This window comes from Paenibacillus sp. FSL H8-0122, from assembly GCF_038005345.1.
Classification (GTDB): domain Bacteria; phylum Bacillota; class Bacilli; order Paenibacillales; family Paenibacillaceae; genus Paenibacillus_AQ.
The window spans coordinates 6,495,541-6,511,569 of the sequence record NZ_JBBOTB010000001.1; the positions used below are offsets into that span (position 1 = coordinate 6,495,541).

The following is a 16,029-nucleotide window of genomic DNA, read 5'->3' on the forward strand; positions in this document are numbered from 1 at the left end:
GCGCAGATTCACCGCCTTCCCAAAAACAACACTCTTCCGAAAACAAACGATTTGGCAGACGAAAATGCACGTTATGCTATAATAAACCTACTTATTACGAGCCGGGCAGTTATGATTACGGAGGTTCCAGCGCCATGAAATTCAGACAACCACTCTTCGCATCGCTGAAGCGGCACCCTACTTATATGAAGCTTATTTTTTATTTTGTCAGTGCGAACGTTCTGGTACTGGGGGTATCCTTCGTACTGCTCTATGGGCAATCCTCTAAGACCCTGCTGCACGAGATCGGAGATCATTCGGAATCCCTCTTGGTGAACGGAGCCCGGAATACGTCACGGCTGATGGAATGGGCGCTTGATTTCAGCTTCTCCTCCAGTAATGACAGCGCACTCAAGGTGTATGCGCTTTCAGATCATTACAGCGATTTCGAAACCTATGAGGTATGGAGCCAGCTGATGGACATTAAGAACGCCAACCCCTCCATTGACTCTGTCTACCTCATTAACGATTATACGAATACGGTTGTTGACTCCAGGCTTGGGTTAAATGATACCGCCGCTTTTTACGATCAGGATATACTTAAGCGCTTACGTGACCCGGATATAGTGAACCATAGCGTGCTCATTCCGCGAACCTTGTCCCTCCCTCTTACCGGGAATACACCCAAGGACGTGCTGACCATTGTCAGATTTTATGAAAAAGGCAGTTCCATCTCTGCGTTCGTCATGAATGTGGATACGGATAATCTCATGACCCTGCTTCAGAACAATTCAAACTTCGCCAGCAGATCCATCACCGTGCTGAATGACCGCGACGAGACGATCTTCAGCAGCACGGACATGAGTCCGCAGCAGATTGCAGAGCTCCGGAGCCACGGAATGAAGGGCGCCAGCGGCTGGAAGCTGTTCCAGCCCTATGGCCAGGGGGAGAAGCTGGTGGTGTATGCCGACTCCTCGATCAAGGGCATCCAGGATTGGACCTTCATTGAGATGATACCGAAGTCCGCCATCCTGGGCAAAATCACAGTCCTGCGAAATACCAGCCTGATCCTGTTCCTCGTCTTGTTCGCGGCCTCCCTGGCGGTGATTATTCTAATCTCCAAACGGGTATACTCGCCCATTCAGGAGCTGATCAGCCGGGTCATGCGGCAGCATCAGGCCGAGAAGCCGGGCCTTGGCGCAAACGCCAATGAACTGGAATACCTATCGAGTGTCTTTACCTCGCAGCATAATCAGATTCACGAGCTTACCGAGCAATGGCGGCATAATAAATTTCTGGGCCGAGAGCGATTCCTAAGGGATTTTCTGGGGGAGACTTATCACTCGGCAGAGGAGATCAGCGCTCAATTCTTGGAATGGGGGATTGATCTGCCGACAGATCAGCTATCCGTAGCGATCTTCCGGATCGACCACTTCGCAGAATTCTCGGGAGTATACCCGGAGAAGGACCGGCGTCTGCTGCGGTTCGCCATGTCCAATATCATTCAAGAGTCGCTGCAAGCGTCCAGGCACAAACTGCAAACGGTGGATATGGGAGACGACCACGTGGCTGTCATCTTATCGGCTCCCTTATCCGAGGAATTCGTGAAGGAGCTGCAAGGCTCCCAGCAATTAATCCAGCAATATTTGTCCGTGGGCACCACCATTGCCTGGGGCCGGACCTTGCCGGGCTTAACCGACATGCACGAGGTATATCTGGAGACATATGAGCTGACGCAAGAACGGTTCCGCTTCGGACACCGCTCGCTTATCGTCAAGGCATGGCTGCCGGATGCACCCGGGGAATTGTATCATTTGCCTGTGAGCCAGGAGCGGCAGATCGCCCAGGCCATTCTCAAGGGGGAGGCCCCCGTCATTCTGGAGGTCCTGCGCTCCGCGGTAGTGAAGCTGCGGGAACTGCCATATTTTGAATGCAAAATGTCCCTCATCACCTTGTTCATGAACATCCGCCGGCTCATCCAGGAGCATTCGGCTCAGCCGCTGCCCAGCTCGTGGGGGCTAACGTCCATCGAGAAGCAGATCATCCAGCAGGAGACAATAGATAACGTCACGCCTTGGATGGAGGCCTTAATTACCAAGACGCTCGAAGACATTGCAGCCGCCCGCAGCCAATCCAAGAATATCGCCCTGATCTCACAGGTGGACCAGTTCATGGAGAGTCATCTCACCGATCCGAATCTGTCTGCCACCATGCTGGCTGATCACCTGGGCTTGTCGGTCAATTATTTCCGCAGCCTATATAAAGCAGAGACCAACCAGTCCATCACCGACAAAATATCGGAGAAGCGGCTGACCTTCATCTGCCAGGAGCTCATTGCCTCCGACTCCCCGATCGAGCCCATCGTCCAGCATTTCGGCTTCTCGTCCCTGAACACCTTCTATTCCAGCTTCAAGAAGGTGTACGGCATGACACCGGCCCAGTACCGGAAGAAGTACCGGGCGGGGGATGGCGGGGGGAAGGTGTGAGGGCAAGTGAAACCTATACATTCTTATATTTGAGCGCAAACAAGCGATAAGGATATGTTCCTTATCGCTTGTGTTGGTATTCCAGCAAGTTGCCGCTTTTATTCTCCCTTATAGGCCTTACGCAGCTCCGCAAGCTCGAACTTCTTCATCTGCAGAAAAGCCTTCGTCACACGCGCCAGCTGCTCCGGTGTGCCCTTCTCCATCATCTCATTCATCTCCGCAGGAATAATCTGCCAGGAGATGCCGAAGGCATCCTTCAGCCAGCCGCATTGCTCGGCTTCAGGAACTGCGGACAGCTTGTCCCAGTAGTAGTCAATCTCTTCCTGAGAATCGCATGATACCATAAAGGAGACGGCTTCATTGAAGCTGAACTGATGATTATGCGCACTATCCATGACCGTGAACCACAGGTTCTCCAGCATGAAGTCCGCGAACATTACCGTCCCTTCCTGATCCGGCGCAGAGCCCGCAGGGTAGCGGGTAAGAAGACCTTGCCGTGAATCCTTGAATACAGACAGATAGAAGGACATCGCCTCCTCCGCCCTCCCGCATTGATCCCCGACGAACAGCAGGGATGGAATAATTGCAGGCCGCTCCTCCCCTGCCGGGTTCGTGAGAATCAGCTGCCAGGACACTCCGAACTTATCCTGAATCCAGCCGTACCGCTCACTGAATGGATACTTGCCAAGCGGCATCAAGGCGGTACCGCCTTCCGACAGCTTGTCCCACACCTCACCCAGTCTGCCTGCTGCATCCTGTTCGCGTGAAGGATCAAAATTCACAAAGAAAGATACAGCCGGATTCAGCTTGAAATACGGACCCCCGCTAATCGCCATGAATGGCTGCCCCCAGACCTCAAAAGAGACCTGATCCGCATCGCCGGACGGCGTATCCTGAAGGGTGGTCACACTCGTTACCTTGGACTCCGGGAACACAGAAGCATAAAAGCGGGCGGCTTCTGCCGCCTCCTTGTCATACCATAGATGCGGGACAATTCTCTGTCTGATGCTGGCCACAACGATTCCTCCTCAGCTTCCTGTCCGTTCCGATCCAGGGATAGGGGCTTTAATTTGCTTTATTATACACTACAGGGAGACTGCTTTATTCTTTATTTTCTTTCAAGGTATACTATAAAGAAAACACGAGGACCTATCAATGGACAATATGGAGGACAAATACAAGGCAGCGCTGGCACATATCAAGGAACTTAAGCTGGAGATTATCCGGTTAAAAGCTCTTCTGGGACATGCGGAGGAAGGCGAAATGACCACTTTTCCCGAAAAATCCAGCGGCGAGGTTACTGTTGCAGAATCGAATGTTCATCAGTACTCCACCGTAGATGACAAACTGGCTCTATATAAAAGTTATTTTCGCGGCAGAGAAGATGTGTACCCGATCCGCTGGAGCAACAAGCAAGGTAAATCCGGGTACTCGCCCGTATGTGCCAATGAGTGGACTGCTGTCTGTGAGAAGCCCCGCGTGAAATGCTCCGTATGTAAGCATCAGAGCTTCATGCCGCTCACCGCTGAAGTCCTATCCACCCATCTGGATGCAAGGCAAGACCGGACCATTGGGATCTACCCTATGCTGCCAGATGAGACCTGCTGGCTGCTCGCCATAGATTTCGACAAGCGTGATTGGAAGCAGGATGTTACTGCCGTGATGGAGCTATGTAGTAACCATGGAGTCCCTGCCCTATTAGAACGTTCGCGTTCTGGCAACGGGGGGCATATCTGGATTTTCTTCAGTCAGAAGATTGAGGCGGCTACAGCCAGAAGATTTGGAATGACCCTGCTGAGTCTGACCATGAATCACAGATACCAGATTGGCATGGAATCGTATGACCGGCTTTTCCCCAATCAGGATACACTGCCCAAAGGCGGCTTCGGCAACCTCATTGCGCTCCCGCTTCAAGGTGGACCCCGAAAACAGGGGAACAGTGTCTTTGTGGACGAGCATTTTGAACCTTATGAGGACCAATGGAGCGCCCTATCCGGAATCGGCAAAATGAGCGGGGACGAGGTCTGGAGCTTTATACACAAGCACGGGGAGCGCGGGCTGTTTGGCAATGACAATATTTTAGCCGGGTCCGATGATGAAGCAGATGAATTGAACCTGTTTAAACAGAATAAAAGTAATAGGCAAGCGATTCTGCCAGAAACCCTCCCTGCGGAAATACAGATTCTACAGTCGGATCGCCTGTATATATCCAAGTCTGGGCTGCCTTCAAGTGCCATTCATGCTTTAATGCGAATAGCTTCCTTCTCCAACCCCGAGTTCCACAAGGCACAAGCCATGCGGCTCTCCACCTACGGCAAACCGCGGGTCATCTCCTGCGCAGAGGATTTGGGCAATGCTGTAGTGCTGCCAAGGGGATGCCTGCAAGAGGTGTTATCCTTGTTTGAAGAATATGCAGTCCAAGTGTCTGTGGAGGACCAACGTTCATCCGGTACAGCTATTGAGGCAGAGTTCACCGGCACCCTAACCACGCTTCAGGATACAGCAGCCAGAGCTATTCTGAACCGGGATATAGGCGTTCTCTCCGCAGCCACCGCATTCGGTAAAACGGTCGTTGCCGCCAGCGTGATCGCTTCCAGAAAAACAAATACTCTCATTCTGGTGCACCGCCGGGAGCTGATGGAGCAATGGCAGGAGCGCTTGCGCACTTTTCTGGATGTACCGAAACAAGCCATCGGGTTGATTGGCGGCGGCAAAAACAAACCAACCGGCATCATCGACATCGCCGTCATACAGAGCCTCAACCACAAAGGAGAGGTTAAATCCCTTGTAAGTGAATACGGACAAGTCATCGTGGATGAGTGCCACCATGTATCTGCCTACAGCTTCGAGCAGGTTCTGCAAAGAGTCCGGGCCAAGTATGTATTCGGCTTAACGGCTACCCTTAAACGGCAGGACGGTCAGGAGGCCATTGTCCGGTTTCAGCTTGGCCCGGTGATCATGAAGATCGATGCCAAAACCCTTAGCAGTTCCAGAGGATTCTCCCTTAGGGTGGTTCCCCGGTATACTACATTTCAGCTCAAGTCAGAAGACAAGGCTGCCGGGATTCAAGAGATCTATCAGCAGCTAACGCAGGATGAGGAGCGAAACACCCTTATTTTCGACGACTTGCTCACCTGTCTGGACGAAGGCCGCTCTCCCCTGCTGCTAGTTGAACGAACGGCCCATGCGGAGTATTTTGCAGAGAGGCTGCAGGCTTTTGCCAAGAACGTCATTGTACTGAAAGGCCGCATGGGCAAAAAACAGCGCGAGGCACTCCGCACCCAAATCGCCGCTATTCCAGACGATCAGGAACGGGTCGTTATTGCTACTGGCAAGCTGATCGGTGAAGGCTTCGATGACGCCAGACTGGACACCCTGTTCCTGGTCCATCCCATCTCCTGGTCAGGCACCCTACAGCAATATGCCGGCCGCCTGCACCGGAGTCATGTCAACAAAGAAGAAGTTAGAATATACGATTATATCGACCTCCAGGTCCCCATGCTGATGGGGATGTTCAAGAAACGGGTGAAGGGTTACCGGAAGATGGGGTATCGGGGGGCGGAGTTGTAGGATAGGAGAGAAAAAGCCAGCCCACACAATCAGGCTGGCTTTACTCTTATCTGAAAATTGTACTATTGCAGTGGGCTTAATGCCTTTACTTCCTGTACTGAGAGACCCGCTGCTTTTACAATAGTTTCAACCTCTAACCCGATCCACCTTTAGAACAATAACCAATTGTCCAGTCCGCCTTCAGACGGATCACAGTCTTGATTGAACATATTCAACTGCATTATCAAATTTGGAGAAATATTTACATTGAAACGCTCTTAATTCTTCTACAATTTCCTCTTGGTCAAAATCCTTCCAATTTCTGCTTACAAAAACTTTTTCTTCACCACCATTTTGTTGCTTTATACTGGCGATTATCGAAGAATAAATAATTGCATCTTGCGGTGATAGACCTAATTCCTCTTGATAACGTATGGATTCATCAAAAATGTTCTTATTAATATCAATCTGTTGCCCAACTTGTAGTAATCGACTCAGTACTTTCTCTAGCATATCCATCTCTTTAATCTCGACATCAACGATTGTTTTTGTTAATGGCTGTAGTAAGGAAACCAGTTCTTGATTATATAGAGATCTCTGTAATTGTTGTAATTCCTTATTTAAGGACTGTTGAACATTTTTCCGTTGCTTCCCCCTGCCCTGTATCGTCCAAAAAGGTTCCATTAATGAAAAAGAAGGGAATAGCAGGCTAATGGCATCTCTTTCTGCAAGTTGAAGAATCCGTTCTGCTGATATTGACTCTTCTTGTGCAAGAACTAATTCAAGTATAAAATTTGATTCTACATATACAATCATCCTTGTACCTCTGAGATGACTCTTGCACCAATTATAGTATCAATAAAGCCACCTTCCAACAGCTTTTGTTCAGGTTCACTTGTGAAATTACGGCTTTCATTCGCTCTTACAAGATCATTTATCCATTGAGTTACAATTATCTCTAATTCATTTTCCCTAAGGCGGTTTTCATTAGTGCTCATTTGTTTATAGTAACGGCTCACAACGTCTTGCATAGAAAAGCTAATGAGCGGGTTGCTCAAAACTTGATGTGAATCCTCATTATCCCATATATATCCATAATCCTGAGAAACCAAAACAAAATACTTAGACTTTAAATTTTGATGAGCCATGATATTTCTTCTTACTTTTTTTGCATCTTCTATATTGAGATTTTTACGATTTTTTACTTCAACTACTGCGATTGTTCCATCATCATTTGTTATGAGAATATCAAACGAATTTGAATTCACAATCTCACCATCCTTAAGATCTTTGTACCCAATTATACACAAAATAAAGTATGATTGGTATTAACAAACACACCAGCAACAACTCATAAAGACCTAGAGTGTATTCACTACAATTTTGATGTTACTGAGTCTTCTTCCTTGCCAAAGTCATTTAACCGATTTATGGTCAGTATCCCGCCGAATACTCCCTACTTTCTTTTAAATTAACAATATCCTGGCCCGTCGGGTTCTGGAAAACGCGAAGTCCAAACAGAGGGATAATCGCAAAAATGTGATCAAAGATATCTGACTGGACGGACTCATACACACCCCAGGTAGTCTCATTGCTGAACGCATAAATTTCTAAAGGCAGTCCGCTGTCTCCTGGTGCTAACTGCCTGACAATGAGCGTCATATCCTTATGAATTTTGGGATGATTGCGCAGATATTCTTGGACATATTCCCGGAACACCCCGATATTCGTTAGCTGTCGCCCATTCACTTTGCTCTCCATATTGATATGATGTTCCGTATTATAGGCGTTAATTTCATCTAATCTTGTCAGGACATAATCGCTAAGATAGTGAACCTTTTGGAACTCCTCAATCATTTCTTTGGTACAGAAACATATGCTGCTTGTATCAATACAGACACTTCGTTTAATCCTTCTGCCCCCGGAGGCTTCCATCCCCCGCCAATTTTTAAAAGAGTCTGAGATCAGGGCATAGCTCGGAAGCATGGTAATGGTTTTATCGAAATTCATCACCTTTACCGTATTCAGCGTAATATCAATTACATTGCCGTCGGCATTATATTTAGGCATTTCAATCCAGTCGCCTACACGAACCATATCGTTAGAAGATAATTGAATACCTGCCACGAGGCCCAATATCGAATCTTTGAAGACCAGCATCAGAACAGCGGATAACGCGCCCAGTCCACTAAGCAGAATTAGCGGATTCTGACCCATGAGGTTAGAAATCACCACAATCGCACCAATAATATACAGTATAATCTTCGCAACCTGAATGTAGCCTCTGATCGGTCTCATCTTGGACACTTCATACGTACGATAAATAGCATCGATAGCATCAAGCAGGGCATTAAACACCGTGATCGTTACAATAATCATATAAGCTAAGGCGAACTTTACAATGAAAGACTGATACAGCGGAAAAATAGGCGCGGCGTAATAAATGATAAAGGCCGGAGCGAGATGCGACAGCTTGTGAAATACTTTTTTCTCCAAAAAGATATTATCCCACGTATACCGGTTGTTATTAATAAAATGGATGATGATCCTCAGCACAATTTTTTTGGCTACAAGATTAGCCACTATAGAGAGTAAAGCAATACATAAAACCATAATGATGTTCGAGAGATACACAACCATCTGCTCGCTCATTCCATATCCTGCTAGGTGCTCTTGTATAAAATTCATCATATCCTCCTGACTGGGTGCATAGTAGCCTACAATTATAGAGGATAATTAGGGGTTATGCAAAAATAAAAATACTTGCAACGCTCAATTTAGCACTGTATAGTTCTAGTCATGACAAAGGTAAAAGTAATGAATCAAAAACGTGTGCTTGAAGTCGCGGCAGCCTTATTTTTAGAAAAGGGATTTGCTTATACCAGCATGGATGAATTAGTACGTGTAAGCAAAGTATCAAAATCGAATGTGTATTATCACTTCGCTGATAAGGAAGAGTTGTTAGCAGGGGTCGTGGATTATTGGATTGAAACGTATGAGCGAGCAATAGATCAAATCCTCTCTCAGAACCAATTATCCGTTGAAGATCGTGTCCAGATGTTTTTAAAGCATTTATCGCAGGGAGTTCAGTCCAGAGACTATAAGGGGAGCTGTCCGTTTATTACGCTTTATATTCAAACTCCGGCACAAGCTACGCACATCAAAGAAAAAATAGGTCTCTTTTTCACAGGATTACAAATGAAAATCTCTCTATTACTTAAGCAAGGAGCAGAAAAAGGCGAGTTTAGAGATACGATTCATATTGATGAGGTAGCGGCACTTTTTATAACAAATCTGGAAGGAGCGCTGTTTCTTGCAGAGACATTGAAGGATGCAACGGTGATCACGAGAACAGCCAGCCACTTTTTCAACTTGCTTCGATAGAGAAGCATTTTTTTTACACATTATTAGTACCATTCAGTACTAAAAAGGAGAGCAGATGAAGTGAGAACAATATTATTAACAGGTGGAACAGGTTTTATCGGGAGGCAACTCGTGGAGGAGCTTCTTAAAGAAGATGTTATGATTTTTCTTTTAGTGCGGTCGAAAGGTAAAGCAACACGTGTTTTTCAGAAACAAGGTATTTTAAACGAGGCAGCCATGCACTTTATTGAAGGTGATTTGACCAAAACAGATTTAGGTTTAAGCGATGAAGATAAGGATAGGGTATTGAACACAGATGTTATTATTCACGCAGGCGGACAAATGGATATTCAAGCGACAACGCAAGAGGCAACCTCTGTATTTTTAAACGGTGCCAAGCATATCAGTGAATTCGCTAAACGTATCCACCAATTGAAAGGTTTGCAGCAATTTATTCATGTAGTTGGATATATGTCCCCCTTTGATGATACTAATAGCAAGGTTGCGATTGATGTGTTCCAAGAAGGGCACGACTATTTGAAAATAAAAAATCCGTATGAACGAACAAAATTTCTAGCAGATCTGTATATTCGCCAGCAGGCATCGGCAATAGGCTATCCGCTGTCTGTGATTAATCCGCCAACTGTAGTCGGCAGCAGTACAACAGGGAGTACGGAGCAGGTTGCAGGCTTAGGCTTGCTTGTGGAGAGTATGCGCAGAGGGCTGATGCCAGTTATTCCGGGAGGCAAAGGGTATAAATTACCGCTAATTGCAAACGATGCGCTGGCGAAGTTGATTGTTCAGGTTGTTAAGCGGGAGTCATCGTCTATTCAAACCTATACACTTGTTCCAGACCAACCGCTGGACCCGGATATCTCTGAATTATTAGGCATTATGTCAGAGAGTATGAATATGGCCGCACCTACAATCTCTGTGCCGCTTCGCCTCATGAAGGCACTTATGAACAGTGGAATCAGTAAAATCACACAAATTCCATCGGATGGACTGAATTTTATTACAAATAGAACGTTTTCAAATGATTTACCGAAAAAAAATATGGGGGAAGATTGGTTTACTAAGACGAGTGTGATGAATTTTTTCCCGGCCGTAGTAGCAGATTTGGATTATTGCCTGATGTACCCAAATGACCAGCATAATCATACATTTGAACGAAACTTAATCGGAAACACTGTGATGTATCAAATACAAGGAGAGGGCAGGCCCTTTATTTTGTTCCACGGTTTGTTCAGTGATGGAGCCGATTTATTTTCTTTAGGGCAAGAGCTTCATGAACAAACGGGTCAACCCGTATGGATTCCAGATCTCCCGGGTTTAGGACGTTCCCCTTTTAAGCGGGAGAAGAATCTTCTGGATCTATATTTGAATGTAGTGAAGGAGTTATCAGGAAAAGCTGCTCATGGCGCACATTGGATTGGCCATTCCTTCGGAGCGGTTATTCTGCTGGAAGCGTTAGCGCGAGAGTACCTAGATACGAAGAATACTATTACTTTACTTCAGCCACCTGTTGCCAAAAAAAATTCTAAATCGTTCAATGCTCCTCAATTGTTGAACAAGTGGGCATTGAAATTAGCAACAGCTAATTCATTAGAACGTTATTTAATTGGTCATGGTCTGTTTGAAACCACAGAGAGCATTCCGAAACATTATATTGCCAAAGTACGCAGTAGCTTCACTTCGCCTAGAATTTTAAATACAACTCTTCAGCTCAACCGTTTCCTGTCGAAAAATTATCAGGGGGATTTCACCAAAGTACCGGGGTCTAATCTTCATATTATCTGGGGCGATCAAGATCGGCGCTATTCTGCTCCAGTGCAGCTTGGTAAGGTTGATGTTGTTCCGTATGGTCATCATTTTCCGCTTAGCCATCCACGGGAGACGGCTGGTTATGTGTTAGCGGAACTGTTTATAAATCGAGAACCGGAACCGGTCCGTCCATCCAGTTCAGCTGGCTATCCATCATGAACTGAACCGTCCAATGATGCTCTGCCTGATACCAGTTATTAAATTCCACAATACTCTCGTACAGATTCTCGACGGCTTCCGGCGTTCGTTCTTCCAGTACCCGATGGATGTCCGCCAACAAATTCTCCGGCTTCTTTTGGGCACCTTCCAGAACCTTTAAGAACCACTTATAAGAAGGGAACAGCGTTTCGTTGTGTACCAAAATCAACCTACCTGCGAAAAAGGCATAGTGGGTCAAACAGTAGTCGATTAATAAACGATTGTTTCGTTTCAGTCCTTCGTAATAATACCATTTCCAGGTTTCGAATTGTGCATAGAACTTCTGCATGTTCTCAGCCTTTTTCTCCACCGGATATCGGGGAGCGTCTTGGACCAACTGTTTGAGCCCCTCAATATTGGAATACGTGACGAACGCATCCTGGAATGCGAACTTAGCAGGATCGCTGCCGGATTCGGCCACTTGCTTGATGTAGGAAGCGGATACAACTTTCCCGTCCACGTAACCGCCTTTATAAGAACAGGATTCCGTTTCGAAATACCCAAGATTATGGATGGAACAAGCTTTCTGGTAATCCTCTTCAGAAAGGACGATCATAATGTCGATATCAGAGGTTTCGCCCGCAAAGCCATGCGCCACGGAACCTCCGATGATAATCCCTTGTACGTCGGGTCTGGCTTTAAGCTTGTTGGTGATGGCATCAATGGCAGCTTGATGATGGGGATACATAATACATCCGCTCCAATAAAGTTAATATAAACATTAATTAGTAAGCTAATACGTTAATTATAATTAAATAATATTCCACTTTTGAAATTCCCGCAAGCCCCCCGTAAAGGGATATTTGGTATAGTTGGGTTAATAACTTGTTAGTGAGGGGAGAACCTATGGATGAAGTCGTTCGGGTCATATATTCGCCAAGCGAGATATCCTTCTCACCGCAGAGAAGGAATTACAATGCATTCAAAACTCAGAGAGCCTTGGCACATACTGGAGGATCAAATTAAAGGAATGCTGGAGAATGAGAAATTCCCATCTTTTCCGAGTTTGATAGAATAAAACAAAAAGACACCCCTAAAGGTGACTTTTATTGATACTCCATATGAAGCCGAGGCCCTCAAATCCCGACATATCGTTCTCGTGCTACAACCTCAGGACGGGAGGTGTGAAAAAAACAATACTCTCTGTGAGGGTCTTCCTGGTGTAATTCACTATACCGCTTCAATGCTTTGGTAGAGTCCTCGTAGGAATCGATCACAGACATCTCTTCAATAAAACGCTGGCCCTCCTTAGAATAGGCCTTAGTCGCCTCAAGAACGACCCATTCATTCGGAAACCGCTCCTGAACTTCATCCCATCGCATCTTGGACACCTCCGGTTAAATAATTACTATTATTATAGCATATCGGTTGGTATAGTCTAAACCAGAGTTAGACCTCCACCCGATCTTTGGAGTATATAATGCCACATAAACTTCTACGGGTATACCTATAGTTCTGACATACTTATCGCATTCCTTATTTTTAATCCATAACAAACATACAATAACTATACTTAGATAAAAAATGGATATTATCCATTCTTTCTCTCGCACTACGGACACCCAAAATATAGAATTAAATATATATAACAACTTAATTATATCTAACAAGGAGAATACTCATGGGGATAACTTTTCGAACTTTTAAAGACGGGGACATCGAAAAAATAAGCAAGGCACTTGGAAAAAGCAAATATGAGTTTAATAACATGGGAAAGGTGACCTGGGATTGCTTTTCAAAACATCCCTGTTTTGAAATGTTTCATCCAGAAAAGATCGGTATTTGGGAGGATGACGGTGAAATTGTGGGAAGGGTTTCACTTGACAGTCCTTGGTATGGTGATGCAATCATTTATATTAACCCTGAATATGCTGAGCTTTGTCCAGACTTGCTCCAATATGCAGAAAGTACCTTTGCAGGTACAGATGACAACGGGAATACGTATTTAAACATTGGTGCAAATGAAGGAGATGTATTACAAGCTTGCCTTGAAGCCAACGGATACACCAAGGGAGACGAAGGCAGGACTCTGACATACTCTTTATCCGAACCGATACAAGATGTCCCTATTCCTGTGGGATTTGAAATAAAGAGCCTACAAGAAGTGTACAACTTCAAGAAACTGAATGATTTACTGTGGAGAGCATTTAATTATGAAGGAGAACCACCTGCCTATGATGATGATGTCTATTTACCTATAAAACATGCATGGCTCGACTATAGACAAGAGATCTGCTCCGTCGCTGTAGCCCCAGATGGAAGCTATGCATCTTTTTGCGGAATGTGGTTCGATTCGGATACAAAGGCAGCCTTTATTGAACCATTGGCGACAGCAGAAAAGTATAGACATCAGAGATTAGCCAAAGCATGTATCTATGAATCCATGAAGAATTGCAAAGAACTTGGTGCGGATATCGTCTTTGTTGCCCCTGATAAACAACCTTATCCTTGGTACAAAAGCATAGGCTTCAAACAAACGTCAAAGAGTTACTGTTGGAGTAGGTCTTTTTAAGTAAAAGTAATGCTCAGCAGCGAACAAGTGGATACCTGTGTAACCGCGTAATTGACCTGACGGAAAAAGATAATTTTAAAACATTCACAGTAATGAAAAAAGACACCTGACAAGGTGCCTTTCACTGATACTCCATATGAAGCCTAGGGAGTCGAACCCCTGTCCGAAGATAACGGCACATAAGCTTTTACGAGTGTAGTTACAGTTTTGACGTCACCCTAGAAGCCCCCGTAATTATATAATTTGCCTAACTTATAGAAAGGGAGAATTCGCACATAGGATGCTCCCTCATTCCTTACTTCCTCAAAGCATTGATCTCCTGCTCCGTTAATCCAGTGGCCTTTACAATAATCGATGTGTCTAGATTCAGGTCAAGCATGTTCTTAGCCACCTTCTTTATACCTGCCATTTCCGCACTACCCAGCATCGACGCTTCATCATGCAGATATTTCTGTCTAGCTTCATACAACCGTCTGGCCTCTGAATCCTGACTCAAATACTGCAAAGTATCCATCGCCTTTTTCAAACCCGGTTCATTCATCTTCAGCACCTCCCAGTGTGATGTATCGGCACCTTTCAGAAACAACAGCCAATTGATCAATCCGCCTTCAGATGGAACGCTGCGTTCATCCAACTTCGGCAACTCCAAGAAATGAACCTCAATGTCGTCAATTAACGATATTCCTGTCCGGTCTTCCCGCAGATGAAATACGTTATGGTACTGGTCATTCTTCAGGAACGAATAATTCAAAATGTTGATCGTTACGCATTTTTTCAACTCTGGATACTTCTCGCCTTCATTAAGCTGGCTGGCATACCGTTTACTCCAATAAAACAGCGTCCGTTTCTCTATATCGTACTTATTAAAAAGCTGCATCTCTATATCAATAAGGATTATAACATTTTTCATTTAAAATAGGCTTTGAAGGAAAATACTTAAAACGAAAAAAGACACCCATAAAGGTGTCTTCTACTTTACTCCATATGGAGCCGAGGGGAGTCGAACCCCTGTCCGAAGATAACGGCACATAAGCTTCTACGAGTGTAGTTACAGTTTTGATGTCACCCTAGAAGCCCCCCGTAACCGGGTCCCCTTCGGGTCAGCCTGATTATCTTCTTCAGCTCACCCCAGGCGGAGATGAGACAGCGTATTCCACTATTTGTTAGCCCCTAGCCCTGTCACATGGACGATGCAGAGTAGAAGCACGCACACAGTTTCTTAGGCTGCGAAAGCGTAGTTGTTTTGTTGTTTGCCGTTTAATAGGCTTTAGCGTTGATGAAGCGGACGCGTCCCCACTACTCGCTACTCATGCTCGAACTATCCCCGTCGAATCCAAGAACGGCCCCTCATTAGAAAGGGCGCTTCGGATTAACGGATCAATGACAAGCACAAATGCTGATCCGGTACACAGCGATCTGACTTAAGATGGCTGTTCAGAAGCAAAAAATCTACTTACCCAGTATAGCACATTTATCAACACTTTAACACGCAGGTTAAAGGAATTGAAGGTTGAATCTGGAACTACCTGTCGCCGGGTGCAGAAGTCAGTCTATCTGGCTACCTTCTGTTTGTCGCGCAGCACACGCTGGATATCACGCTGGGCGTCCCGCTTCGCGGCGGAATCCCGTTTGTCGTATTCCTTCTTCCCCTTACCCAGACCAATCAGCAGCTTGGCGTAGCCATTACGCACATAAATCTTAAGCGGCACAATGGTGAAGCCATCCCGTTTGGACGAGCCCAGCAGCTTGTGTATCTGCTCCTTATGCATCAGCAGCTTACGTGTGCGTGTAGGGTCGGTAGGATTGGCGCGGTTTCCCTGCTCAAAAGGACTGATATGCATGTTGTGGATATGAATCTCGCCATTACGGATCGTAGCGAACGCATCCCCAATGTTAGCGCGGCCATTACGCAGCGATTTGATCTCTGTTCCTGTAAGAACCAAACCCGCTTCGTAGGTGTCCTCAATAAAATAGTCATGGGAAGCTTTTTTGTTCTGGGCGAGCACTTTCCCGTCTGCTTTTTTACCCATGAGCGTCACTCCTTGAATCGAATTCCCGGCAATCCTTCACGGACACCAGGTCTATATTGTATCAAAAGCGAAGCTTCCAGCGCAAGGA

12 protein-coding genes, 1 other RNA gene and 1 pseudogene are annotated in these 16,029 nt (G+C 45.7%); 5 read left to right on the top strand and 9 right to left on the bottom strand.

What is annotated here, in order from left to right; translation table 11 throughout:
• The first annotated feature begins 134 nt into the window (after positions 1–134).
• Positions 135–2,465 (top strand): AraC family transcriptional regulator, encoded by a 2,331-nt coding sequence (locus NSS64_RS27665; protein WP_341142251.1) that lies wholly within the window; start codon positions 135–137, stop codon positions 2,463–2,465.
• A gap of 98 nt (positions 2,466–2,563) precedes the next feature.
• Here the strand turns inward: NSS64_RS27665 and NSS64_RS27670 are convergent, their stop codons facing one another.
• Positions 2,564–3,481 (bottom strand): VOC family protein, encoded by a 918-nt coding sequence (locus NSS64_RS27670; protein WP_341142252.1) that lies wholly within the window; start codon positions 3,479–3,481, stop codon positions 2,564–2,566.
• A gap of 139 nt (positions 3,482–3,620) precedes the next feature.
• Here NSS64_RS27670 and NSS64_RS27675 point away from each other — a divergent pair, with 139 nt between their 5' ends.
• Positions 3,621–6,035, top strand: a complete 2,415-nt coding sequence (locus NSS64_RS27675; RefSeq protein ID WP_341142253.1) for a TOTE conflict system archaeo-eukaryotic primase domain-containing protein — start codon at positions 3,621–3,623, stop codon at positions 6,033–6,035.
• Positions 6,036–6,224: 189 nt separating this feature from the next.
• Here NSS64_RS27675 and NSS64_RS27680 read toward each other — a convergent pair whose 3' ends face one another.
• The 3 genes from NSS64_RS27680 to NSS64_RS27690 form a co-directional block, all read right to left on the bottom strand.
• Positions 6,225–6,830, bottom strand: coding sequence for a PIN domain-containing protein (locus NSS64_RS27680; protein WP_341142254.1), 606 nt, complete (start codon positions 6,828–6,830; stop codon positions 6,225–6,227).
• Positions 6,827–7,282, bottom strand: coding sequence for a hypothetical protein (locus NSS64_RS27685; protein ID WP_341142255.1), 456 nt, complete (start codon positions 7,280–7,282; stop codon positions 6,827–6,829). Before NSS64_RS27685 ends, NSS64_RS27680 begins: the two co-directional genes overlap by 4 nt.
• A gap of 166 nt (positions 7,283–7,448) precedes the next feature.
• Positions 7,449–8,702: a mechanosensitive ion channel family protein gene (locus NSS64_RS27690; RefSeq protein ID WP_341142256.1), complete on the bottom strand. Its 1,254-nt coding sequence runs from the start codon at positions 8,700–8,702 to the stop codon at positions 7,449–7,451.
• 129 nt (positions 8,703–8,831) lie between these two features.
• Here NSS64_RS27690 and NSS64_RS27695 point away from each other — a divergent pair, with 129 nt between their 5' ends.
• Positions 8,832–9,398: a TetR/AcrR family transcriptional regulator gene (locus NSS64_RS27695; protein WP_341142257.1), complete on the top strand. Its 567-nt coding sequence runs from the start codon at positions 8,832–8,834 to the stop codon at positions 9,396–9,398.
• Positions 9,399–9,458: 60 nt separating this feature from the next.
• Entirely contained in the window at positions 9,459–11,360 is a 1,902-nt protein-coding gene (locus NSS64_RS27700; protein WP_341142258.1) for an alpha/beta fold hydrolase, read from the top strand.
• Here the strand turns inward: NSS64_RS27700 and NSS64_RS27705 are convergent.
• Positions 11,302–12,087, bottom strand: a complete 786-nt coding sequence (locus tag NSS64_RS27705) for a nucleotidyltransferase domain-containing protein (RefSeq protein ID WP_341142259.1) — start codon at positions 12,085–12,087, stop codon at positions 11,302–11,304. The genes NSS64_RS27700 and NSS64_RS27705 overlap by 59 nt on opposite strands.
• A gap of 388 nt (positions 12,088–12,475) precedes the next feature.
• Positions 12,476–12,721, bottom strand: a complete 246-nt coding sequence (locus tag NSS64_RS27710) for a hypothetical protein (protein WP_341142260.1) — start codon at positions 12,719–12,721, stop codon at positions 12,476–12,478.
• Between the two features lie 299 nt (positions 12,722–13,020).
• Between NSS64_RS27710 and NSS64_RS27715 the strand changes: the two genes are divergently transcribed.
• Positions 13,021–13,911: a GNAT family N-acetyltransferase gene (locus tag NSS64_RS27715; RefSeq protein ID WP_341142261.1), complete on the top strand. Its 891-nt coding sequence runs from the start codon at positions 13,021–13,023 to the stop codon at positions 13,909–13,911.
• A gap of 295 nt (positions 13,912–14,206) precedes the next feature.
• On the opposite strand, the pseudogene NSS64_RS27720 reads toward NSS64_RS27715, so the two are convergent.
• The 3 genes and pseudogenes from NSS64_RS27720 to smpB all read right to left on the bottom strand — a co-directional run.
• Positions 14,207–14,803: pseudogene (locus tag NSS64_RS27720) on the bottom strand (Rpn family recombination-promoting nuclease/putative transposase); the annotation flags it as partial.
• 90 nt (positions 14,804–14,893) lie between these two features.
• Positions 14,894–15,258, bottom strand: a transfer-messenger RNA (tmRNA) gene (gene ssrA / locus NSS64_RS27725).
• A 203-nt stretch (positions 15,259–15,461) separates the two neighbouring features.
• The gene (gene smpB, locus NSS64_RS27730; RefSeq protein ID WP_036690100.1) at positions 15,462–15,941 is read right to left on the bottom strand and encodes an SsrA-binding protein SmpB; all 480 of its coding nucleotides are present in this window, start codon (positions 15,939–15,941) and stop codon (positions 15,462–15,464) included.
• Positions 15,942–16,029: the final 88 nt, after the last annotated feature.

Bases quoted from the DNA above. Each gene is read 5' to 3' on its own strand.
- NSS64_RS27715 (WP_341142261.1), top strand. From the start codon at position 13,021: ATGGGGATAACTTTTCGAACTTTTAAAGACGGGGACATCGAAAAAATA.
- NSS64_RS27665 (WP_341142251.1), top strand. From the start codon at position 135: ATGAAATTCAGACAACCACTCTTCGCATCGCTGAAGCGGCACCCTACT.
- NSS64_RS27695 (WP_341142257.1), top strand. From the start codon at position 8,832: ATGAATCAAAAACGTGTGCTTGAAGTCGCGGCAGCCTTATTTTTAGAA.
- NSS64_RS27675 (WP_341142253.1), top strand. From the start codon at position 3,621: ATGGACAATATGGAGGACAAATACAAGGCAGCGCTGGCACATATCAAG.
- NSS64_RS27690 (WP_341142256.1), bottom strand. From the start codon at position 8,702: ATGAATTTTATACAAGAGCACCTAGCAGGATATGGAATGAGCGAGCAG.
- smpB (WP_036690100.1), bottom strand. From the start codon at position 15,941: ATGGGTAAAAAAGCAGACGGGAAAGTGCTCGCCCAGAACAAAAAAGCT.
- NSS64_RS27710 (WP_341142260.1), bottom strand. From the start codon at position 12,721: ATGCGATGGGATGAAGTTCAGGAGCGGTTTCCGAATGAATGGGTCGTT.
- NSS64_RS27705 (WP_341142259.1), bottom strand. From the start codon at position 12,087: ATGTATCCCCATCATCAAGCTGCCATTGATGCCATCACCAACAAGCTT.
- NSS64_RS27680 (WP_341142254.1), bottom strand. From the start codon at position 6,830: ATGATTGTATATGTAGAATCAAATTTTATACTTGAATTAGTTCTTGCA.